This window comes from Streptomyces sp. NPDC031466 (assembly GCF_055581265.1).
Genome location: NZ_JBVIJT010000015.1, coordinates 120158 through 140393 on the forward strand (window position 1 = coordinate 120158; position 20236 = coordinate 140393).

Annotated in this window: 22 protein-coding genes; 2 read left to right on the forward strand and 20 right to left on the reverse strand. The window is 71.4% G+C overall.

Annotated elements, in window-relative coordinates:
* Positions 1-43 precede the first annotated feature (43 nt).
* Positions 44-958, reverse strand: coding sequence for a 30S ribosomal protein S2 (rpsB, locus tag ACZ5GP_RS31575; protein WP_468754115.1), 915 nt, complete (start codon positions 956-958; stop codon positions 44-46).
* A 359-nt stretch (positions 959-1317) separates the two neighbouring features.
* Between rpsB and ACZ5GP_RS31580 the strand changes: the two genes are divergently transcribed.
* Positions 1318-1953 (forward strand): M23 family metallopeptidase, encoded by a 636-nt coding sequence (locus ACZ5GP_RS31580; protein ID WP_468754116.1) that lies wholly within the window; start codon positions 1318-1320, stop codon positions 1951-1953.
* Here ACZ5GP_RS31580 and ACZ5GP_RS31585 read toward each other — a convergent pair.
* From ACZ5GP_RS31585 to ACZ5GP_RS31665, 17 genes are all read right to left on the reverse strand, one after another.
* A complete protein-coding gene (locus ACZ5GP_RS31585) occupies positions 1907-2464 on the reverse strand; it encodes a TetR/AcrR family transcriptional regulator (RefSeq protein ID WP_468754117.1) in 558 nt (185 codons plus the stop codon). The genes ACZ5GP_RS31580 and ACZ5GP_RS31585 overlap by 47 nt on opposite strands.
* 118 nt (positions 2465-2582) lie before the next feature.
* On the reverse strand, positions 2583-3425 hold the full coding sequence (gene whiG / locus ACZ5GP_RS31590) for an RNA polymerase sigma factor WhiG (protein ID WP_358579099.1): 843 nt from the start codon (positions 3423-3425) through the stop codon (positions 2583-2585).
* Positions 3426-3816: 391 nt separating this feature from the next.
* Entirely contained in the window at positions 3817-4977 is a 1161-nt protein-coding gene (gene dprA, locus ACZ5GP_RS31595) for a DNA-processing protein DprA (protein ID WP_468754118.1), read from the reverse strand.
* The gene (locus ACZ5GP_RS31600) at positions 4974-6593 is read right to left on the reverse strand and encodes a YifB family Mg chelatase-like AAA ATPase (protein WP_468754119.1); all 1620 of its coding nucleotides are present in this window, start codon (positions 6591-6593) and stop codon (positions 4974-4976) included. The genes dprA and ACZ5GP_RS31600 overlap by 4 nt, the downstream gene beginning before the upstream one ends.
* Positions 6594-6971: a YraN family protein gene (locus ACZ5GP_RS31605; RefSeq protein WP_468754120.1), complete on the reverse strand. Its 378-nt coding sequence runs from the start codon at positions 6969-6971 to the stop codon at positions 6594-6596. It lies immediately after the preceding gene.
* Positions 6972-7080: 109 nt separating this feature from the next.
* Positions 7081-7389, reverse strand: a complete 309-nt coding sequence (locus ACZ5GP_RS31610) for a DUF2469 domain-containing protein (protein WP_005311352.1) — start codon at positions 7387-7389, stop codon at positions 7081-7083.
* 55 nt (positions 7390-7444) lie between these two features.
* Positions 7445-7966 (reverse strand): NUDIX hydrolase, encoded by a 522-nt coding sequence (locus tag ACZ5GP_RS31615; RefSeq protein ID WP_468754172.1) that lies wholly within the window; start codon positions 7964-7966, stop codon positions 7445-7447.
* A 7-nt stretch (positions 7967-7973) separates the two neighbouring features.
* A complete protein-coding gene (gene lepB, locus ACZ5GP_RS31620; protein WP_468754121.1) occupies positions 7974-8729 on the reverse strand; it encodes a signal peptidase I in 756 nt (251 codons plus the stop codon).
* 80 nt (positions 8730-8809) lie between these two features.
* Positions 8810-9841, reverse strand: a complete 1032-nt coding sequence (lepB, locus tag ACZ5GP_RS31625; RefSeq protein ID WP_468754122.1) for a signal peptidase I — start codon at positions 9839-9841, stop codon at positions 8810-8812.
* A complete protein-coding gene (gene lepB, locus ACZ5GP_RS31630; RefSeq protein ID WP_468754123.1) occupies positions 9726-10811 on the reverse strand; it encodes a signal peptidase I in 1086 nt (361 codons plus the stop codon). The genes lepB (ACZ5GP_RS31625) and lepB (ACZ5GP_RS31630) overlap by 116 nt, the downstream gene beginning before the upstream one ends.
* Positions 10804-11523 carry a signal peptidase I gene (gene lepB / locus ACZ5GP_RS31635; protein WP_468754124.1) on the reverse strand — a complete coding sequence of 240 codons (720 nt, stop codon included), beginning with the start codon at positions 11521-11523 and terminating at the stop codon, positions 10804-10806. The genes lepB (ACZ5GP_RS31630) and lepB (ACZ5GP_RS31635) overlap by 8 nt, the downstream gene beginning before the upstream one ends.
* 45 nt (positions 11524-11568) lie before the next feature.
* The gene (gene rplS, locus ACZ5GP_RS31640; RefSeq protein ID WP_358590344.1) at positions 11569-11919 is read right to left on the reverse strand and encodes a 50S ribosomal protein L19; all 351 of its coding nucleotides are present in this window, start codon (positions 11917-11919) and stop codon (positions 11569-11571) included.
* A 131-nt stretch (positions 11920-12050) separates the two neighbouring features.
* Positions 12051-12872 (reverse strand): tRNA (guanosine(37)-N1)-methyltransferase TrmD, encoded by an 822-nt coding sequence (gene trmD, locus ACZ5GP_RS31645; protein WP_361083262.1) that lies wholly within the window; start codon positions 12870-12872, stop codon positions 12051-12053.
* Entirely contained in the window at positions 12872-13456 is a 585-nt protein-coding gene (gene rimM, locus ACZ5GP_RS31650; protein ID WP_468754125.1) for a ribosome maturation factor RimM, read from the reverse strand. The genes trmD and rimM overlap by 1 nt, the downstream gene beginning before the upstream one ends.
* Positions 13457-13550: 94 nt before the next feature.
* Positions 13551-13790: an RNA-binding protein gene (locus ACZ5GP_RS31655; RefSeq protein ID WP_033321114.1), complete on the reverse strand. Its 240-nt coding sequence runs from the start codon at positions 13788-13790 to the stop codon at positions 13551-13553.
* A gap of 2 nt (positions 13791-13792) precedes the next feature.
* Positions 13793-14242 (reverse strand): 30S ribosomal protein S16, encoded by a 450-nt coding sequence (rpsP, locus tag ACZ5GP_RS31660; RefSeq protein WP_468754126.1) that lies wholly within the window; start codon positions 14240-14242, stop codon positions 13793-13795.
* A gap of 190 nt (positions 14243-14432) precedes the next feature.
* Entirely contained in the window at positions 14433-15029 is a 597-nt protein-coding gene (locus ACZ5GP_RS31665) for a hypothetical protein (RefSeq protein ID WP_358590353.1), read from the reverse strand.
* Positions 15030-15488: 459 nt separating this feature from the next.
* On the opposite strand from ACZ5GP_RS31665, the gene ACZ5GP_RS31670 reads away from it, so the two are divergent.
* Positions 15489-16349, forward strand: a complete 861-nt coding sequence (locus ACZ5GP_RS31670; RefSeq protein ID WP_468754127.1) for a class I SAM-dependent methyltransferase — start codon at positions 15489-15491, stop codon at positions 16347-16349.
* Positions 16350-16426: 77 nt separating this feature from the next.
* Here ACZ5GP_RS31670 and ftsH read toward each other — a convergent pair whose 3' ends face one another.
* Entirely contained in the window at positions 16427-18364 is a 1938-nt protein-coding gene (ftsH, locus tag ACZ5GP_RS31675) for an ATP-dependent zinc metalloprotease FtsH (protein WP_468754128.1), read from the reverse strand.
* A gap of 155 nt (positions 18365-18519) precedes the next feature.
* Positions 18520-20070 carry a signal recognition particle protein gene (gene ffh, locus ACZ5GP_RS31680; protein WP_468754129.1) on the reverse strand — a complete coding sequence of 517 codons (1551 nt, stop codon included), beginning with the start codon at positions 20068-20070 and terminating at the stop codon, positions 18520-18522.
* Positions 20071-20236 lie beyond the last annotated feature (166 nt).

Here is a 20236-nt window from a genome sequence, read left to right on the forward strand (position 1 = left end):
GGGGCCGATCGGGCCCCCGCCGTCAACTGCCGAACCTGTGAGGTCAGGCCTGCTCGGTGTCCGCGGCCGGCGCCTCGGCAGCGGGGGCCTCAGCGGCGGGCGCCTCGGCGGCCGGAGCCTCGGCGGCGTCCTCGGCCGGCTTGTCCTCGGCCTTGGGGGCCTCGGCGTCGTCGGCCTTCTTCTCGCCCTCGAGCAGGTCGCGCTCCCACTCGGCGAGCGGCTCGCCGGCGGCCTTCTCGCCCGGCTTCGAGTCACCGGTGGCGACACCGGAACGGGAGATGAGGCCCTCGGCGACGGCGTCGGCGATCACACGGGTGAGCAGCGTGACGGAGCGGATCGCGTCGTCGTTGCCGGGGATCTTGTAGTCGACCTCGTCGGGGTCGCAGTTGGTGTCGAGGATGGCGACGACCGGGATGTTGAGCTTCCGGGCCTCACCGACCGCGATGTGCTCCTTCTTGGTGTCCACGATCCAGACGGCGCTGGGCACCTTGGACATCTCGCGGATACCACCGAGGGTCTTCTCCAGCTTGGCCTTCTCGCGCGAGAGCACGAGAAGCTCCTTCTTGGTCAGACCGGAGGCGGCGACGTCCTCGAAGTCGATCTGCTCGAGCTCCTTGAGGCGCTGCAGACGCTTGTAGACGGTCGAGAAGTTGGTGAGCATGCCGCCCAGCCAGCGCTGGTTGACGTAGGGCATGCCGACGCGGGTGGCCTGCTCGGCGATGGCCTCCTGCGCCTGCTTCTTCGTGCCGACGAACATGACCGTGCCGCCGTGGGCGACGGTCTCCTTGACGAACTCGTAGGCGCGGTCGATGTACGACAGCGACTGGAGCAGGTCGATGATGTAGATGCCGTTGCGCTCCGTGAAGATGAAGCGCTTCATCTTCGGGTTCCAACGACGGGTCTGGTGACCGAAGTGGACGCCGCTTTCCAGCAGCTCCCGCATCGTGACGACGGCCATGGCCGTTCTCCTTGAGATTCTCGGTTGTGCCGCGTGTGCCGGACGGCACTCGCGCCTGACGCCCGCTGTGCGCCTTGCCACTGGGGACCGAGGGGCGCTGACACCGGCTTGTGATGGCCTGATGTCGGGGCGTGCGAAGTCGACCCGGTGACCCGGATCGCCAAAGGAAGTGTACGGGACCCGCGGGGCCCCGGGTGACGCCGCTGCCCGTGACCTGGCGACGGAGCCGTGCGACGCCGTGCCCCCCACCGGGCGGCGCCCATCCCCGAAAGGGTGACGCCACTGTCCACAATCGGCCGGTGGTCCACAGATCCGGTCCATGATCCCCACGGGCCGCCCGGATACGGGACCGTTCTCGCATGCGCCTGGAACTGCTGCTGACGACGCTGGCCGCGCTGCTGGCGACCGCCCTGCCCCCGCCGCCGAGCCGGCCACCGGCCCCGCCCGTGACGCTCCCGGTGGCCACGACGTGGCCGGTGGACGCCCGCATGGGCGCCCACCCGGCGGTCGTACGCGCCTGGGACCCGCCCTCGACCGCGTATGGCGAGGGCCACCGGGGCGTGGACCTGGCGGCGCCCCCCGGCGACCCGGTCCGCGCGGTGGCACCCGGCCGGATCTCGTTCGCGGGGCGGGTGGCGGGCCGGGGCGTGGTCTCGGTGGAGCTGGACGGCACCGGGGACCCTCCGCTGCGCACGACGTACGAGCCGGTGCGGGCCACGCTGAAGAAGGGCGCCGAGGTCGCCCCGGGCGAGCGCGTCGGCGTCCTGGAGCTCCCGAGGGGCCACTGTCCCCGGAGCTGCCTCCACTGGGGCCTGCTCAGGGGCGGGACCTACCTGGACCCGCTGACGCTGCTGCCGCCCTGGCTGCGGCACCCCGGCCCGTCCCGCCTGCTCCCACCGCACGGCCCGCCGAACCCGCCGCACGGCCCGGCCCCGGCGTGGTGGGGACTCAGCCCCGGACGCCTCGCAGCGCCATGGAGACCGCAGCCTCGGTGATCTCCCCGGGATCCTCGGCGGCCCCCAGCTCGATCCGCCGCACGGCCGCGTCCACGACGCCCTGAAGGAGCATCGCCGCCAGCCGGGGCTGCGCGTGCCCCAGCTGTTCCAGCGCCTCCACGATCATCGCGATGAGCCCGCCGTGGGCGGCACGGATCTTCTCCCGGGCGCCGGCGTCCAGCTCACCGGCGGAGATGGCCACGACGGCCCGGTGCCGCCGGTCCCCGACCAGGGAGAGCTGCCGCCGGACATACGCCTCGACCTTGCCCTCGGCCGATTCCGCCCGCTCCATGGCCGCCGACACCTCGGCCGCCCAGACGGGGAAGTCGACCTCGCACAGCTCTTCCACGACGGCCGCCCGCGACCGGAAGTACTCGTAGACGGACGACCGGGCGAGCCCGGTGCGCTCGGCGAGGGCGGGGAAGGTCAATGCCTCCGTCCCGCCTTCGGACAGCAGGGACCGCGCGGCGTCCAGCAGGGCCCCGCGCTGCATCGACCGGTGCTCGGCCACAGAGGCCGCTCGAATCCTTGGCACGGCTCCACCTTACGGACGGGACGCCCCGCAGGGGAGTCACCGCCGGGCACGCACCCGCCGGGCAGGCACGATGCAGCGCCCCCGGCACACGGCGTCAACGGCCAAAACTGGCCAGTTTCGCTCGCAGCTGGAGCACCGACTTGGTGTGGATCTGACTCACCCGGCTCTCGGTCACCCCGAGTACGTTGCCGATCTCGGCGAGGGTGAGTCCTTCGTAGTAGTAGAGCGTCACGACGGTCTTCTCGCGCTCGGGCAGCGTGTTGATCGCCCTCGCCAGCAGCCTGCGCAGCTCCCGGTCCTCGGCGACCTCGACGGGGTTGTCGGCCGCGTGGTCCTCGAGCGTGTCCATCAGGCTGAGCCGGTCGCCGCCGTCGCCGCCGACGTGCAGCAGCTCTTCGAGGGCCACCACGTTCGCCAGGGACAACTGGCTGAAAACCGCGTGCAGTTCCTCCAGGGCGATGCCCATCTCCGCGGCGACCTCGCCCTCCGACGGCGTCCGGCGCAGCTGCGCCTCCAGGGTGGCGTAGGCACGCTCGACGTTGCGCGCCTTCTGCCGCACGGACCGCGGGATCCAGTCCAGCGCCCGCAGCTCGTCGATCATCGCCCCGCGGATGCGCGTGATCGCGTACGTCTCGAACTTGATCTCCCGCTCGATGTCGAACTTCTCGATCGCGTCGATCAGCCCGAACACCCCGGAGGAGACGAAGTCCGCCTGCTCCACATTGGGCGGCAGCCCCACGCTCACCCGGCCCGCGACGTACTTCACCAGCGGCGAGTAGTGCAGGATCAGCTGCTCCCGCAGCCGTCCGTCCCCGGTCTCCTTGTACGAGCGCCACAACTCGTCCAGCGACGAGGGGGCGGGAGGCCGCTCCCGCTCGCCGCTACGGGCGGCGGGCGGAACCGCCGCCCGGTCGGACCCTGAGGTGTGCTGGGGCATTCGTCGCCTTGAGCCGTTCTGCCGTGAACTGGTGAGGTCGCGGGGGTGGATGAGGTCGTGTCGAGTCGCGTCGAAGGGGAGGAACCCGTAAGTCGATGAAGTCGCGCGAGGCGGCCGCTTCACCGGTGCCGCCCGCGCCCGTCCGAGGGGGAGCGTGCGTGGAATGAATGAGGTTGTCCGTCTGGTCGCCTGTCCGCATCTGAATCCTTTGTGAGCGTAGCGTGACTGAAGCGTCGCAGTGAGCGAAGACTAGGGGATCGCGCGTGCGCAGATACGTTCCGCTGGGGGTCTCCGGGATGCGGGCCGGTCGCCCTGCGTGACGGTGCGGACGTACCAACTGCGCGATTTCCCAAGGCTGTCGGGCGTCATCCGTCCGGCGGAACACGCTCGGTCACGATTCACCTCCAGAGGCGAAGACCGACACGAACGCCTGGCGTGTCAACTGCCAGCCATCGCCGTGTCGTTCGACGAACCCCAACGACTGAAGTTCGTACAGGCGCCCTACCGCGTCGTCCGGGGTCGTCCCGGCGCCCGTCGCGACCTCCTGAGCCGTCGCCCGCCCGCGCGCGGGCAGCGCGGCCAGGACGCGGGCCGCCCCCGGAGCGAGCAGGTCGCGCGGCAGGACGGGCCCGCGCCGCTCCGGGGCCAGCTCACCCATGTCTCCGACCAGCTCGACCACTTCCGCGGCGTCGGTCACCAGGACGCCGTCGCCCCGCAGCAGTTCGTGCACCCCTGCGGAGAGGCCGCTGGTCGCGGGTCCCGGCACCCCCATGGTGAAGCGCCCCAACTCCTGGGCACCCCGGGCCGTGGCGAGCGCCCCGCTGCGGTAGGCGGCCTCCACCACCACCGTCCCCCGCGTCAGCGCCGCGATCACCCTGTTCCGCTGGATGAACCGGCTCGGCGTCGGATGGTCGCCCGGCGGCAACTCACCGACCACCAGTCCCTGTTCCGCGATCCGACCGATCAATTCGGCGTGCCCCCGGGGGTAGGGCCGGTCCACCCCGCAGGCCAGCACGGCCACGGTGGCCCCGCCCGCGCCGAGCGCCCCGCGGTGCGCGGCGCCGTCCACGCCGTACGCCCCGCCCGAGACCACCACCCAGCCCCGCTCCGCCAGGCCCGCCGCGAGCCCGGCCGCCATGTGCGCGCCGTACTCCGTGCAGGCCCGGGCGCCGACGACGGCCACCGAGCGCAGGGCCCATATCCGTAAGGACGGCCGCCCCCGCACCCACAGGCCGATCGGCCGCGCCGCCCCGAGGTCGTCGAGCGGGGAGGGCCACTCCGTGTCCCCCGGGCACACGAAGCGCGCCCCGACGTCCCGTGCCGCCTGAAGATCACGCTCCGGTCGCGCCCCGGCGGCCCGCGCACGCAGCCCCTCCCACCGCCGCGCGCTCATTCCGGACAGCCGCTTCTCGTCTCCGCCGAGTCGGCGCAGTACCTCGACGGCGCCGACCTCCCGCAGCCACCGGCCCCCGGCCTCGTCCCCCGGCTCGAGCACCCGCGTCAGGGCGACCCTGGCCAGGCGCTCTTCGTCCCCCGGCGGTCCGGCGGTCACTGCGGGGCCCCGATCGTCATGGGCACGCCGCGCGAGATCCCGGTGCGCAGTTGAAGTGCCAGGGTGACGTCCTGTGCGCCGGGCCGGTCGTGCCCGGCCAGATCGGCGACGGTCCAGGCGACCCGCAGGACGCGGTCGAGGCCGCGGGCGGTCAGGAAGCCGCGCTCAAGGTCCGACTCGGCCGTCTCCAGGGCGCCCGGGGCGGCGGGCCATCTGGTGCGCAGCGCGTGGCCGGGTACTTCGCTGTTGGTCCGCCAGCCGGTGCCGTCGAGTCGGGCCGCCGCCCTTTCACGCGCCTCGCGCACACGGTCGGCGACGGAGCGGGTGGACTCTCCGCGCGTGCCGTATCCGCTCAGTTCCGAGCGGGTGACGGGCTCCACCTCGACCTTGAGGTCGACCCGGTCGAGCAGCGGCCCCGACAGCCGCCCCTGGTAGCGCCGCACCACGGACGCCGGGCACTCGCAGCCGCCGCCGGGCTGCAGGTGCCTCCCGCACGGGCAGGGGTTGGCCGCCAGCACCATCAGGAACCGCGCGGGCAGCCGCACCACGCCCGCGCTGCGGGCGATCACCACATGACCCGACTCAAGGGGTTGACGCAGGGAGTCCAGGGTCTGGCCGCTGAACTCCGGCGCCTCGTCCAGGAAGAGCACCCCACGGTGAGCGAGCGAGACCGCTCCAGGTCTGGCCAGCCCCTTGCCGCCGCCCACCAGCGACTGCATCGTCGCGGAGTGGTGCGGCGCGCAGTACGGGGCGACGTCCACCAGCGGCTTGCCCGGTGGGAGCATGCCCGCCACCGAGTGGACCGCCGTCACCTCCAGGGACTCCTCCCGGGTCAGCCGGGGCAGGATTGCCGGCAGTCGCTCCGCGAGCATCGTCTTGCCCGCACCCGGTGGTCCTTGCAGGAAGAGGTGGTGCGCCCCGGCCGCGGCCACTTCCACGGCGGTCCGCGCCGACGCCTGGCCCACCACGTCCGCGAGGTCCAGCGCGTGGGCGTCGTCCGTCGCGCCGCCGAGGCCCGCGCCCAGGCCGCTGCCCGGCACGCAGAGCCCGGCGAGCATCGCGTCGGGCCGGCCCGCCTCGTCCGGCTCCTCCAGCGGCACCGGCTCGTCGGTGAGCACCGCGATGAGCTGGCGCAGGCTGCGCACGCCGAGGACCGAGACACCCGGGACCAGCGCGGCCTCCGCCGCCGTGCACTCCGGGACGACCACCTGTTCGTACCCCGCGTCCGCCGCCGCCAGGACCGCGGGCAGCACTCCCCGGACCGGGCGGACCCGTCCGTCGAGCCCCAGTTCGCCGATCATCACGATGTCGGCGAGTACGCGGGGATCGATGCGCTCGGCCGCCCCGAGGACCGCGCAGGCGACGGCGAGATCGAAGCCGCTGCCGCCTTTGGGGACCGAGGCCGGGCTCAGTCCGACCGTGAGCTTCTTCTGGGGCCACTCCCCGCCCGAGTTGACCACGGCCGCCCTGACCCGGTCGCGGCTCTCCGTCAGGCTCTTGTCGGGCAGGCCCACCAGCGTGAACGCCGCCACGCCCGGTTCCAGATCGGCCTGCACCTCGACCACGACGCCTTCGACGCCGACCAGCGCCACGGAGCACGTACGCGCGAAGCCCATCTACGCCACCCCCCGCGCGTGCTCGACGACGGGGGCCCCGCGCCGCGGGATCAGCACGCCGACCAGGTCGATGCGGACGCCTCCCGGGGGTGGACCGCCGCGCTCCTCGATCCAGCGCTCGGCCAGGCGCCGCAACCGCTCCGCCTTGCTCTGGCCGACGGCCGCCATCGGGTGCTCGAAGAGGGCCGCGCCTACCAGGCCCGCCCTGCGCGTCTTGACCTCGCAGACGACGAGTGCCTCGCCGTCCATGGCCACGATGTCGATCTCACCGGTCCTGCCCGCGCGCCAATTGCGCTCCAGGACCGTCATCCCCGCCTCGACCAGCCGCCGCGCGGCCAGGTCTTCGCCGTACTTGCCGAGTGCTCCCCGTGCGTTCATGTCGGCACCACCTCCGACACCCACGGTCCCGGGCCCGCGCGCACCTGTTGGATCTTGGTGCACTACTCGCCGGTTGTGGAAAACTCCACCACCCCGGCGAGTGAACCGGTCAGCTGCCGGGCAGCTCCAGGTCGCTCTTGTTCAGCTCCTCGATGTTCACGTCCTTGAACGTGAGCACCCTCACCTGCTTCACGAACCGAGCCGGGCGGTACATGTCCCACACCCAGGCGTCCGCCATGGACACCTCAAAGAAAACCTCACCCTGAACCGAGTGCACCTGCATCTCGTAGTCATTGGTGAGGTAGAAGCGCCGCTCGGTCTCGATCACGTATTTGAACAGACCGACGACATCGCGGTACTCCCGGTAGAGCTTCAGCTCCATCTCGGTCTCGTACTTCTCGAGGTCCTCGGCGCTCATGGCATGTTCCCCTTCAGCCGTGCGTCCCCCTATTGTGCGTCAGCCCCGCGAACCCCTACACGATTTCCGTGGCGAGGATCTCGGGCCGGTCCGGGGGCCCCTCGTCGAGCAGTCTGCGAAACAGCTCGGCGAGCCTGGTCGGGTACACCGTCTCATGAGCCTCGGTCAGTTCCCGGCACGTCCACCAACGTGCTCCGGCGACACTGCGGCGCTCCAGCTCCGTCAGCCCCTCGGCGGCGGTCGCCGTCTGCGACGTACGCGCCAGGTAGTACCACTCGTCCTGGTCCCAGCGGCGCCCGGCGAAAGGGAAGGAGCACACCCGCCGCCACAGCACCGGGCCCAGCTCGACCTCCGTGATGCCGGTCTCCTCGCGCAGCTCGCGCAGGGCGGCCTCTTCGTGCGTCTCGTCGCCCTCCAGGCCGCCGCCCGGCGTGAACCACCAGTCGTCAGCGGGGTCACCGGGCTCATGGCCGTGCAGCAGCAGGACGCGGTCGTCCGGGTCGAGCAGCACCACCCGGGCGACCTTGCGCAGCAGTCGTCCCGGAAGCGGGCTCGTGCTCTCCTCGGACCCGGCCACGGCGTCCTCAGCCGGCACCGACGGCCTCCTTGGTACGGCTCCTGCCCCGCCCCCGGCCCAGCCGCCTGGCCGCCGGGCCGTACGCGGCGCCGCCGAGGACCAGCGCCATGCCCACCACGATCACCGTCACGACCAGGCGCAGCGGCCCGGGCTCCGAGAGGCCGCCCGGCATGTCCGCGAAGCCCCCGGGGCGCTCCAGCATGCCGAACCTGTCCATCGGCCAGGCCACCGCGTCGACCCGCGCCTTCACCGCGCCGCGCGGCACCGTGCCGTTCTCGCCGTCGTCCAGGTGCACGCTGGAGTCCAGCGAGCCGCCGCGCTCGTCACCGAGCAGGAACAGGCGCCCCTTGGGCACCGTCGTGGTGGGTATGCCGGTGACCGCCGCGCTCTGCCCCTTGGGAAGATACGGTTCTGCGACGTCCTCGCCGTTCACGGTCAGCTTGCCGGCCTTGCAGCAGGCGACCTTGTCGCCGCCCACGCCGACCACCCGCTTGACCATCGGCAGGTCGCCCCAGGTCGACTGCTCGAAGACCACGACATCACCGCGGCGCACGTCGTCGCCGGCTATCCGCTGTGCGAGCACCCGGTCGCCGGCGTCGATCGTCGGGGACATGGAACCGGTGGGCACCGTGTACGGCTGGTACAGCACCGCTCCCCAGGCGAAGCCGCCGAGGAAGAGCACGCAGCCGAGGGCCACGGCAACACCCGACAGCACGCTGCCGAGCCTGCCCCGGCCCTCGTCCGTACGACGTGTCGTGCTCATTGCGGTGCTCCCCCGTCTCGGAGACGACCTCGCCGCCCGTGGCCACGGGCGGCGGAAGATCGGCGATCTGGGACGGCACCCTACCCGGCGGTACTGCCGCCAGAAACCCTCGCGTCACGTGCCGCGGCGACCGTGAGCCGACGGCGGCGCCACAGCACGAGCGGCACGGCGCCCGCGAGGCCGAGCACACCGGGAGCCGCGCTCGACAGCGCGTTGATGCCCGGCTGGTCGAACGTGTCCGGCTTGGGCAGCGTCGCCCAGCGGGTGGGCGGCCAGGCGACCACGATGGCGCGGCCCACGACGTTGTCCACGGGGACGGCGCCGCCGCCGGGCTGGTTCTGGTGGTAGCGGGAGTCCAGGGAGTTCTGCCGGTGGTCCCCCATGACCCAGATTTTGCCGGGCGGAACGGTCTTCTTGAACTGGCCGCCCTGGTCGTCCACGGTGCACGGGGTGTTGCCGGGGAAGATGTACGGCTCGTTCAGCGCCTTGCCGTTGACCTTCACCGGTCCGGTGCCCTTGCACTCCACGGTGTCGCCCGCGACGGCGATGACGCGCTTGATGAGGTCCTTCTCGTCGGCGGACGGCATCAGGCCGATCCAGCCGAGGACCCGCTGGGCCGCGTTCGGGTCGGGCGTGGGCTCGCCGTCCAGCCAGTGGCCGGGGTCCCGGAAGACGACGACCTCGCCGCGCTCCGGCTCGGAGCCGAACCATGGCGTCAGCTTGTCCACGAGGACCCGGTCGCCCTGCTGCAGCGTGTTCTGCATCGAGTCGGAGGGGATCGAGAACGCCTGGACCAGGAAGGACTTGATCACCAGGGCCAGGACCAGCGCGATACCGATGAGGAGCGGCAGCTCCTTCCAGAAGGAGCGCTGCTTCTTGGGCCGCCCGGCCGGCCCGCTCTTCGCGTCACCGCTCGGGGTGGCGCCGCCCATTCCGGCGTCACCCGCCCCGCCGCCGTGCGCGGCGGCGCCCTGTACGGCATCGCCGTCCGCGCCGTCACTCCCCGGGTTCGTACCGCCCGCGGCGGCCTCGGCGTCCGGCTCGTCGGATCGCCCCGGTCGCTTGTCGGGCCCCTCGTGTCCGGATCGTGCGCCGACCGCCAAATCCCCCACATCCACTCCTCAGTCCGTGCCGCTGCCTGCCCCAGATGTGATGCAGGCCCACCACTCCCATAACGAGCGGGAGTTCCGCAGGGGTCGGGAGCCGGATCAATCCATGTCGATCGCCGGGGGCCACCCTATGCGACGCTCCTGTGAGGGCGTCCGATGCGGTACGCGCGTCGGCTACGGAGGCGTAGGTGTCCGGCTCCTCCAGTTTGCGCCAGTGCCCGAGGGGCCAGGCGATGACGAGCGCGCGGCCGACGACCTGGTCCTCGGAGACGGTGCCGCCGAACTTTTCGGTGCGGTGGAAGCGGGAGTCGGCCGAGTTGCTGCGGTGGTCGCCCATCATGAACAGGCGCCCCTCGGGGACCTTCACCTCGAACTCGAAGGCCGAGGGCTTGTCGCCGGGGTGGATGTAGGGCTCGTCGAGCGGCACGCCGTTGACGGTGATCTTGTCGTTCTTGTCGCAGCACTTCACGGTGTCGCCGCCGACACCGATCACCCGCTTGATCAGGTCCCGCTCGCTGTCGGACGGCAGCAGGCCGATCTGGGTGAGGCCTTCCTTGACCTGTTTGACGACCACCGGGTCGTCCTTCTTCTTGCCCTGTTCCTCTTCGAGCCAGTTGCCGGGGTCCTTGAAGACGACGACGTCGCCGCGTTCCGGCTCGGCCCCGAACCAGGGGGTGAGTTTGTCCACGAGGACGCGGTCCCCGATCCGGATCGTCTGCTCCATGGAGCCGGAGGGGATCACGAAGGCCTGCACGAGGAAGGTCTTCAGGACGAGGGCTATCAGCAGGGCCACTCCGATGAGGAGGGGTATCTCCCTGATCGCCGAGCGCCGTCTGCGCCGCTTGACCTTCCGCGCGAGCTTGCGCCGCTCCGCCCGGCCCGGCAGCGCGGGGCCGCTGGTCGGCCGGGAGCCGGTGGGCAGCCGGGTGTCGGCCCCGCCGTCCGCGGCGCGTGCCCGCCCGCGGTTACCCATGCGCGCCGCCGGGTTCGGGCACGCGCGCGAAGCTGTCGGGCCGCTTCAGGGAGGTCCAGTGACCGAACGGCCAGGCGATCCAGTCGGCGCGGCCGATGACCTCGTCGACGGGGACCATGCCGCCGCCGGGCTCTCCCAGGTGGTCGCGGGAGTCACGCGATGCGCTGCGGTGGTCGCCGAGCAGGAAGAGGCTGTCCTCGGGGACGACGACGTCGAAGGGCACCTGGGAGGGCGCGTCACCGGGGTGGAGGTAGGGCTCGTCGACGGGCTCACCGTTCACCGTGATCCTCCCCCGCTCGCAGCAGACCACCCGGTCGCCCCCCGTGCCCACGACCCGCTTGATGTAGTCGGCGTCCCCGAAGTACCCGCTGCCGTCGAAGACGACCGCGTCACCCCGCCGCGGCTCGGCACCGAAACGGTACGCCAACTTGTTGACGAGCACCCGGTCCCCGACCCGGAACGCGGGCTCCATGGAGCCGCTCGGGATCTGGAAGGGCTGCACCACGAAGGCGCTGACCAGGAGCATGGCCCCCGCGCACAGCAGGAACGTCAGGGTGTAGGCACCACCTGGCAGCCGGGAGACCAGCGACATGAAAACGGAGCGCGACCGCTCCTCCGTGTCCTCGGATGCTTCGGTGACGTGCGGGACGTCTCCGGAGCCGGAGGGTGGGGAGGAGCGGTCGCGCTCCGTGTGCTGTGCTTCGGTGTCCATCGGGGCCAGATGCTATCCGGCCCGGCCGTGGACTCGCGCGGAAGCTCAGTTGTCGCGCTTCTCCTTGATCTTCGCGGCCTTGCCGCGCAGGTCACGGAGGTAGTAGAGCTTCGCGCGACGCACGTCACCGCGGGTGACGAGCTCGATCTTCTCGACGATCGGGGTGTGCACCGGGAAGGTGCGCTCGACGCCGACGGAGAAGGAGACCTTGCGGACCGTGAAGGTCTCGCGCACGCCGGCACCCTGGCGACGGATGACTACGCCCTTGAACTGCTGCACACGGGAGCGGTTGCCCTCGATGACGCGCACGTGGACGTTGACGGTGTCACCCGGGCGGAACGCCGGGATGTCGGTGCGCAGCGACGCGCTGTCGAGGGAGTCGAGCAGGTTGGCCATGATCGTCTGCTTTCTTCACTGATGCCACAGGTCATCAGCGGAACGTGGTGATGAGGATTCGGTAGCTGATCGCGTCGGGCGGGCGTCTTTCCCCCTGTGGCAGGGGCGCACGCTGGACGTACAGCAGCGGCCTATTCTTCCACGGCCTCGGGGTCCGGCCCAAATCGGCCGTCCGGCCCCGGCCGCCACCCGAGGATCGAGAGCATCTCGCGGTCCTTCTTGTCGAAGGCCCGGGGGTCGCAGCGTTCGATGAGGTCGGGCCGGTTGCGGGTGGTGCGGCGCAGGGCCTCGTCCCGCCGCCAGCGCGCGATCTTGCCGTGGTGGCCGCTGAGCAGGACCTCGGGGATGCCGTGGCCACGCCACTCGGGGGGCTTGGTGTAGACGGGCCCTTCGAGGAGGTTGGCCATGGCGCCGGGCGCGAAGGAGTCGTCGCGGTGGGACTCGGCGTTACCGAGGACGCCGGGCAGCAGCCTGGCCACCGCCTCGGTGACGACGAGGACGGCCGCTTCCCCGCCCGCGAGGACGTAGTCCCCGATGGACACCTCGTAGACGGGCATACGCGTGGCGTACTCGTCCATGACGCGCCGGTCGATGCCCTCGTAGCGCGCGGGCGTGAAGACCAGCCAGGGGCGCTCCGAGAGCTCGACGGCCAGCTCCTGGGTGAAGGGGCGGCCGCTGGGCGTGGGGACGACGAGGACGGGCCCGTGGGCGCCGGCCTCGTAGCCCTCGGCGAGCACGTCGTCCAGGGCCGCGCCCCAGGGCTCGGTCTTCATGACCATGCCGGGGCCGCCGCCGTAGGGGGTGTCGTCGACCGTGTTGTGGCGGTCGTACGTCCACTGCCTGAGGTCGTGGACGTTGACGTCGAGCTGTCCGCGCGCGCGGGCCTTGCCGACCAGGGAGACGTTCAGGGGGTCCAGGTACTCGGGGAAGATCGTGACGACGTCGAGCCGCATTACGCCTCGTCCTTCGAGGCCGGGTCCTGGACCTGGTCCTGGTCCTCGGCGTCCCTGGCGGAGGCGATCTCCGCGCGGTCGTCGATGAGACCCGGGGGCGGGTCGATGACCGCGCGCTGCTCTTCCAGGTCGATCTCGGTGACGATCTCCCCGACGAAGGGGATCATGACCTCGCTACCGTCCGGCCGCTCGACGATGAACAGGTCCTGCGAGGGCAGGTGGGAGATCTCGGTGATCCGGCCGACCTCCTCTCCGTCCGTGGTGACCACGTCGAGGTCCATCAGCTGGTGGTCGTAGTACTCGTCCTCCTCCTCGGGCAGCTCCTCGGGATCCACCTCGGCGATCAGGAGCGTGTTGCGCAGCGCCTCGGCGCCCGTGCGGTCGCGCACGCCCTCGAAGCGCAGCAGGAGACGGCCGCTGTGCACCCGGCCGGTCTCGATGGTCAGCGGGCCGACGGAGGCGGGGTCCGTGGCCAGGACGGCGCCCGGGCCGAGCCGCAGCTCCGGCTCGTCGGTGCGGACCTCGACGGTGACCTCACCCTTGATGCCGTGGGCACGGCCGATGCGGGCGACTACCAACTGCACTGCGTTTCTCCTCGTTCAACGACTACGGGCCGGGGAAGGCCCTGGAGCCTTCCCCGGCCCGAGCCGGTGCTGCTGTGGTTCTCGCGAACCCGGTTCAGCGAACCTGGTCCACGTCGACGAGGTCGACGCGGACACCGCGGCCGCCGATGGCGCCCACGACGGTCCGCAGGGCGCGCGCGGTGCGGCCGTTGCGGCCGATCACCTTGCCGAGGTCGTCCGGGTGGACCCGGACCTCGAGGACGCGTCCACGGCGCAGGTCACGCGAGGCGACCTGCACGTCGTCGGGGTTGTCGACGATGCCCTTCACGAGGTGCTCGAGAGCCTCCTCGAGCATGCTCAGGCCTCGGTCGACTCAGCGGCGGAAGCCGACGAGGACGTCTCGGCCTCGTCCGCCTTCTTGTCCGACTTCTTGGCCTTCTGGGTGATGGCCTCGCCCTTGGCGTCGTCGCCCTCGAAACCCTTGGTGAAGGCTTCGAACGCGGCGCGCTTGTCCTTGGGCTCGGCGACGAGCAGCGGCGCCGGGGCCGGCAGGCCCTTGTGCTTCTGCCAGTCACCGGTGAGCTTCAGGATGGCCATGACCGGCTCGGTCGGCTGGGCGCCGACGGACAGCCAGTACTGGGCACGCTCCGAGTTGACCTCGATGCGCGAGGGGTTCTGCACCGGGTGGTACAGGCCGATCTCCTCGATGGCCCGGCCGTCACGGCGGGTACGGGAGTCGGCGACGACGATGCGGTAGTGAGGCGAACGGATCTTGCCCAGACGCTTCAGCTTGATCTTGACTGCCACGGGAGTGGTGTCTCCTGGTCTTGACGTGGGTGGGCACGACGATGATGCCGCGTGGGGTTGCGGTACTCGAGTGCCCGATGGACGCGTCAGCCGGAGGAGAGAGGGGTCCTGTGCGACTGTCGAGTACAGCTAGCCATTGTGCCATACGTGGCCGGGGCCCCCGCACCCCGGCCGGGCGCCCCGGCCCTGCTCAGCCCACGCCCGCACCGATCGCCTCCGGAATCCGGAAGGGCTTGCCGCAGCCGCCGCACATGATGGGCGCCTGGGCGAGGACGGAGGGCACCACGCGGACGTTGCGCCCGCAGTCGCAGACGGCCTTCACGCGCACGCCGCCTCCGGAGGAGCCGTGCCGGGCGGCCGGGCCGCGGAAGCTGCGCGCGGTGTCCGCGGTCGTGGCGGCGGTGTGGGCCTTCAGGGCGCGCTGCAGCCGCTCGATCGTCGGGCGGTAGCGCTTCTTTGCGTCGGGGTTGAGCGTAACCAGGGAGAAGCCGCTGCTCGGGTGCGGTTCCTCGGGGTGGTCAAGGCCCAGCTCCTCGGCGATCGCGAGGAACCGGCGGTTGTGATAGCGGCCGGCGCGTGAGGTGTCGCGTACGCCGCGCGAGGCGGCGATGCCATGGACTGCCTCGTGAAGCAGTCGCTCGAAGGAGAGCTCGGCGCCACACGCGGACGACGACTCTCCGATCAGGGATTCGGGCGCGGCAAGATCGGGCAGCTCGGGGTGGTGCCGCTGAATGTCGGCCCACGCCTGTGCCAGCTCTGCGGCGAGAACAGGTGGTGTCGTGCTCACGTCGTGACAACGAGCTGAGTGCCCCCGGGGTTCCATTCCGGGGCATCCCAAATAATTTGCACGTACCCGTCAGTTGCCATTGATGCGTCCGGACGAGGGCGGGTGCGCTGATCTGCGGAGAAGCCTCACAGCTCGCATCAAGCCGGTACGTAGCGGCGCGTACGCCCCGGCGCGTAGGGAGAGCCCGCACGCCGGGGCTTCCCTCGCCTCCGGCCGGGGCTTCTCGCGCCTGCGCAGGCGTATGAGCCGACGTTACCCGGGGTCGCGTCGGCGCCCGACACCGCCCCGCCGCCCGCGGCCGGGCGCCAGGGGCCCGCAAGCACTGGGCCACAACCCCTGGACGCCACGACGGATGCGGAGTTCCCTGGCATACGGGGGAAGGCAGGCGCACTGCACGGGGGCGGACGAACCGTTGATCACCGGCACGGCCATGACTCTCGGCGGAATGGGGCGCTTTCGATGACACCAACACTCGTGCAGTCGCACCTCCCTCACGCGGGCTCCGCGCCCCGTGTGGACCTCGGTGCACGCGCGCGTGACTGGGCGGAGATCCAGGAACGGATGCTGGTCCCGCTCTACGAAGCGGTGTACGAACGGCTCGACGTGGGCGACCGCACCCGGCTGCTCGGCCTCGGCTGCGGATCGGGGCTCGCCCTGGTGATGGCGGCGTCGCGGGGCGCCGCGGTCACGGGGGTCGACCCCTCGGCACCCGAACGGCTGGCCCTGGCGCGGACGAGACTGCTGCCGGACGCTGCGTACCCCGCGGGCGGGCCCGGCACCGCGCGGCTCGTCGAAGGCGGCCCCGCGGACGCGGCGGGACTCGGCGTACCCGCGTACAACCTGGTCACCGCGTTCCAGCCGATCGGCTGCCTGGCGGGTGACTCCGAAGGGCTCTCCAACCTTCTGGAGGCTGCGACTCCGCTCGCCGGGCGGGGCATCCCGGTGGTGCTCGCCGGGTGGGGTCCTCCGGAGCGGTGTGCCACGTCCACGGTCATGCGGGTGGCGACCAAGCTGGCCGATCCCCTGCGGGCCGCGGGCAGTTGGCGCCCGGCGGCGCGGGACGACCTGGAAGAGGTCGCGCACCGGGCGGGGCTCAGGCCGGACGGCTCGGGGCGCGTCGCGTGCCCCTTCGGCTACGCGGACGTGGACAGCGCGGTCCGGGGGCTGTTGTCGACGGGCCTGTTCGACGCGGCGGTGGGCGCGACGGACAAGGCGCAGGTGGACAAGGAGCTGACGGAGGCACTGCATCCGCATCGGCGCGGGGACGGCACGGTATGGATGCCGAACATCTTCCGGTACCTGATCGCGCGCACGCCGTAGAGGCATCTGATCGCGCGCACGCCCTGGAGACACCTGCTCACGCGCACGCCCTGGAGACACCTGGTCGCGCGCACCCCCTACAGGTGCGGGGGCGCCGTGCGCGGGATGCCTGCCACCCGGTACGCCTCGGCCTCCTCCAGGGTCTCGTTCTCGAGGAGGGCCGCGGCGAGCGCGTCCAGCCGGTCGCGGTGCTCGCGCAGCCGGCGGCAGGCGTTCTCGTAGCACTCGTCGACGATCCGCCGCCTCTCGCCGTCGATCACGTCCAGCGTCCGGGGCGCGGCCGAGAGTCCGTACGCCTGCTGGGCGTCGCTCGGCAGGGCGGACAGACGGCCGACCAGTTCGCTCATGCCCCAGCGGCCGACCATGCCGCGGGCGATGGTGGTGACCTGCTCCAGGTCGTTCTCGGCGCCTGTGGTGATGACTCCGTAGACGACGTGTTCGGCGGCCATGCCGCCAAGGGCGCCGATGATCCGGCCCCGGAGGTACTCCTCCGTGTAGGCGTATTTGTCGGAGTCCGGGGTGGACAGCGTGACGCCCAGGGCGCGGCCGCGCGGCACGATGGTGATCTTGCGGACCGGGTCGGCGCCGGGTTGCAGCATGCCGAGCAGGGCGTGGCCGCTCTCGTGGTACGCGGTGCGCCGGCGCTCCTCCTCCGGCATGACCAGCGGCCGCTCGGCGCCGAGCTGGACCTTCTCCATGGCCTCGGAGAGGTCGGACTGGGTGACCGTCTTCTGCTTGCGCTTGACGGCGAGGAGGGCCGCTTCATTGGCGAGGTTGGCGAGTTCGGCCCCGGTCATGCCCGGTGTCGTACGGGCGACTTGGGCGAGGTCGACGTCGGCGGCGAGCGGGATGGCCCGGGTGTGGATCTCCAGGATGGCCTCGCGGCCGCCCCGGTCCGGGGGCGAGACGGTGACCACGCGGTCGAAGCGGCCCGGCCGGGTCAGGGCGGGGTCCAGGACGTCGGCGCGGTTGGTGGCGGCGAGGACGATGACACCTTCCGCGCCCGAGAAGCCGTCCATCTCGGTGAGGATCTGGTTCAGGGTCTGCTCGCGCTCGTCGTGGCCGCCCATGCCGCTGCCGCCGCCCCGCGCGCGTCCGATGGTGTCGATCTCGTCGATGAAGATGATCGACGGCGCGACCTTGCGGGCCTCGGCGAAGAGTTCCCGTACGCGTGAGGCGCCCACGCCGACGATCATCTCGATGAACTCCGAGGCGGAGGCGGAGAAGAAGGGCACGCCCGCCTCGCCGGCGACGGCGCGCGCGAGGAGCGTCTTGCCGGTGCCGGGCGGGCCCGAGAGCAGCACGCCTCGGGGCATCTTGGCGCCCATCGTGCGGTAGGCGTCGGGGTTCTTGAGGAAGTCGACGACGTCGTTCAGCTCGCCCTCGACCTCGTCGATCCCCGCCACGTCCGCGAAGGTGGTCCGCTTCGCCCCGGGTTCCAGCTCGACCGGTTTGGGCGGCGTCTTGCGGCCCAGCATGCCGCCGCCCCCGCCCAGGCCCGAGGCCATCCGCCGCGCGATGAAGAGCCACAGCGCCACGAGGAGCAGCATCGGGGCGAGCGAGATCAGCAGGTTGGACAGGAAGCTGCGTTCCTGGACGACGGGTTCGGCGGTGACGGTGACGTCGTGCTTGGTCAGGTCGTCCCAGAGCTTGTCGTCGGCGAAGGCGGGGCGCTGGGTGATGAACTTGGTGTAGTTCCCCTTGGCGTCGCCCGGCTTCTCCCGCTCCTTCTTGAGCTGCCCCTGGATCGCGTCGCCCTTGGAGTAGATCTTCGAGACGTTGCCGGCGTCGACCTGCTTGCTGAACTCGGTGTACGAGATGGTCGGCTCGTCGCCGTCGTTGAAGAAGGACAGCACGAGGTTGGCGATGAGGTAGACGACCAGAGCCGTCAGGATCAGCCCGCCCCAGCCGCCCGGCATCTTCTTCCTCGGCGGTGGCGTGGGGTCGGGCGTGGGTGCGCCCTCGGAGCGCCACGGCCGGTCGGGCGCCTCGCGCGGCGGCACAGGGTTGCTCATATGCGGACGTTACGACACAAAGCAGGCGGCGGCACCTGCTCCGGACTCCGCTCCCCAGCCGCGGAAAACGCCAGGGGCGCCCCTCCTCGAAGGGACGCCCCGGATGTCGTACGGCAAGGTGCCCGGCAGGTCTTGATGTTGCCCGGCGGGCGGTGTCAGCCCATGAACTTCTTGAACTCGTCGGGCAGCTCGAAGTTCTGCGCCGCCTGCCCGTCGGGGAGGCCGAAGGCGCCGCCGTCCTGGCCGGCCTGTTCGCGGCGCGTGGCCGCCTCCAGCTCCTCCTGCTTGCGCTTCATCGGGTTGCCGGAGCGCCGCTTGCCCTTGGCCTGCTTCTGCTTCTTCTTCTGCTTGCCGGCGCCGCCGCCCATGCCCGGGATCCCCGGCATGCCCGGCATGCCGCCCTGGGCCATGCGCGACATCATCTTGCGCGCCTCGAAGAACCGCTCGACGAGGCCCTTCACCGCGCTGACCTCGACACCGGAGCCCTTGGCGATACGGGCGCGCCGGGAGCCGTTGATGATCGTGGGCTCCTGACGCTCGGCGGGCGTCATGGACTTGATGATGGCGGCCGTGCGGTCGACGTCCCGCTCGTCGATGTTGGCGATCTGGTCCTTGATCTGCCCCATGCCGGGCATCATGCCGAGCAGCTTGCTGATGCTGCCCATCTTCCTGACCTGCTCCATCTGGGCCAGGAAGTCGTCCAGCGTGAAGTCCTTGCCCTTGCTGCTCGCCAGCTTGGAGGCCATCTTCTCGGCCTCTTGCTGGGAGAAGGTCTGCTCGGCCTTCTCGATGAGCGTGAGCATGTCGCCCATGCCGAGGATGCGGGACGCCATGCGGTCCGGGTGGAACGCGTCGAAGTCGTCCAGCTTCTCGCCGTTGGAGGCGAACATGATCTGGCGGCCGGTGACCTGCGCGATGGAGAGCGCGGCACCACCACGGGCGTCACCGTCGAGCTTGGAGAGCACCACGCCGTCGAAGCCGACGCCGTCGCGGAAGGCCTCGGCGGTGTTGACCGCGTCCTGACCGATCATGGCGTCGACGACGAAGAGGACCTCGTCGGGGCTGACGGCGTCGCGGATGTCCGCGGCCTGGCGCATCAGCTCCTGGTCGATGCCGAGCCGGCCGGCGGTGTCGACGATGACCACGTCGTACTGCTTGGTCTTGGCGAACTCGATGGAGTCCTTGGCGACCTGCACCGGGTCGCCCACGCCGTTGCCCGGCTGCGGGGCGTAGACGCCGACGCCGGCGCGCTCGGCGACGACGCTCAGCTGGTTGACGGCGTTGGGGCGCTGGAGGTCGCAGGCGACCAGGAGCGGGGAGTGGCCCTGCCCCTTCAGCCAGAGGCCGAGCTTTCCGGCGAGGGTCGTCTTACCGGCGCCCTGAAGACCCGCGAGCATGATGACGGTCGGGCCGGTCTTCGCGAAGCGCAGACGCCGGGTCTCGCCGCCGAGGATGCCGATGAGCTCCTCGTTGACGATCTTGATGACCTGCTGGGCGGGGTTCAGCGCCTGGGAGACCTCGGCGCCGGCCGCGCGCTCCTTGATCTGCTTGATGAAGGCGCGGACGACGGGCAGGGCCACGTCCGCTTCGAGCAGGGCGATGCGGATCTCGCGCGCCGTGGCGTCGATGTCCGCCTCGGACAGGCGGCCCTTGCCCCGGAGGTTCTTGAATGTCGCTGCGAGGCGGTCGGAGAGAGTATCGAACACGGCGGTCGCGAATCCTCGTAGTTGGGGGCGGGCTGACAGGTCGCCTTCCAGAGTATCTGGCGTGCGGCGGTGTCCGGGGCTCCGGGCGGTTCTTCCCGGGGCGGCCTGGGCCCGCCCCGTCGTCCTGTGCCCCTGCCTCCCCCGCGTCACACGCCGGCCCGCCGAC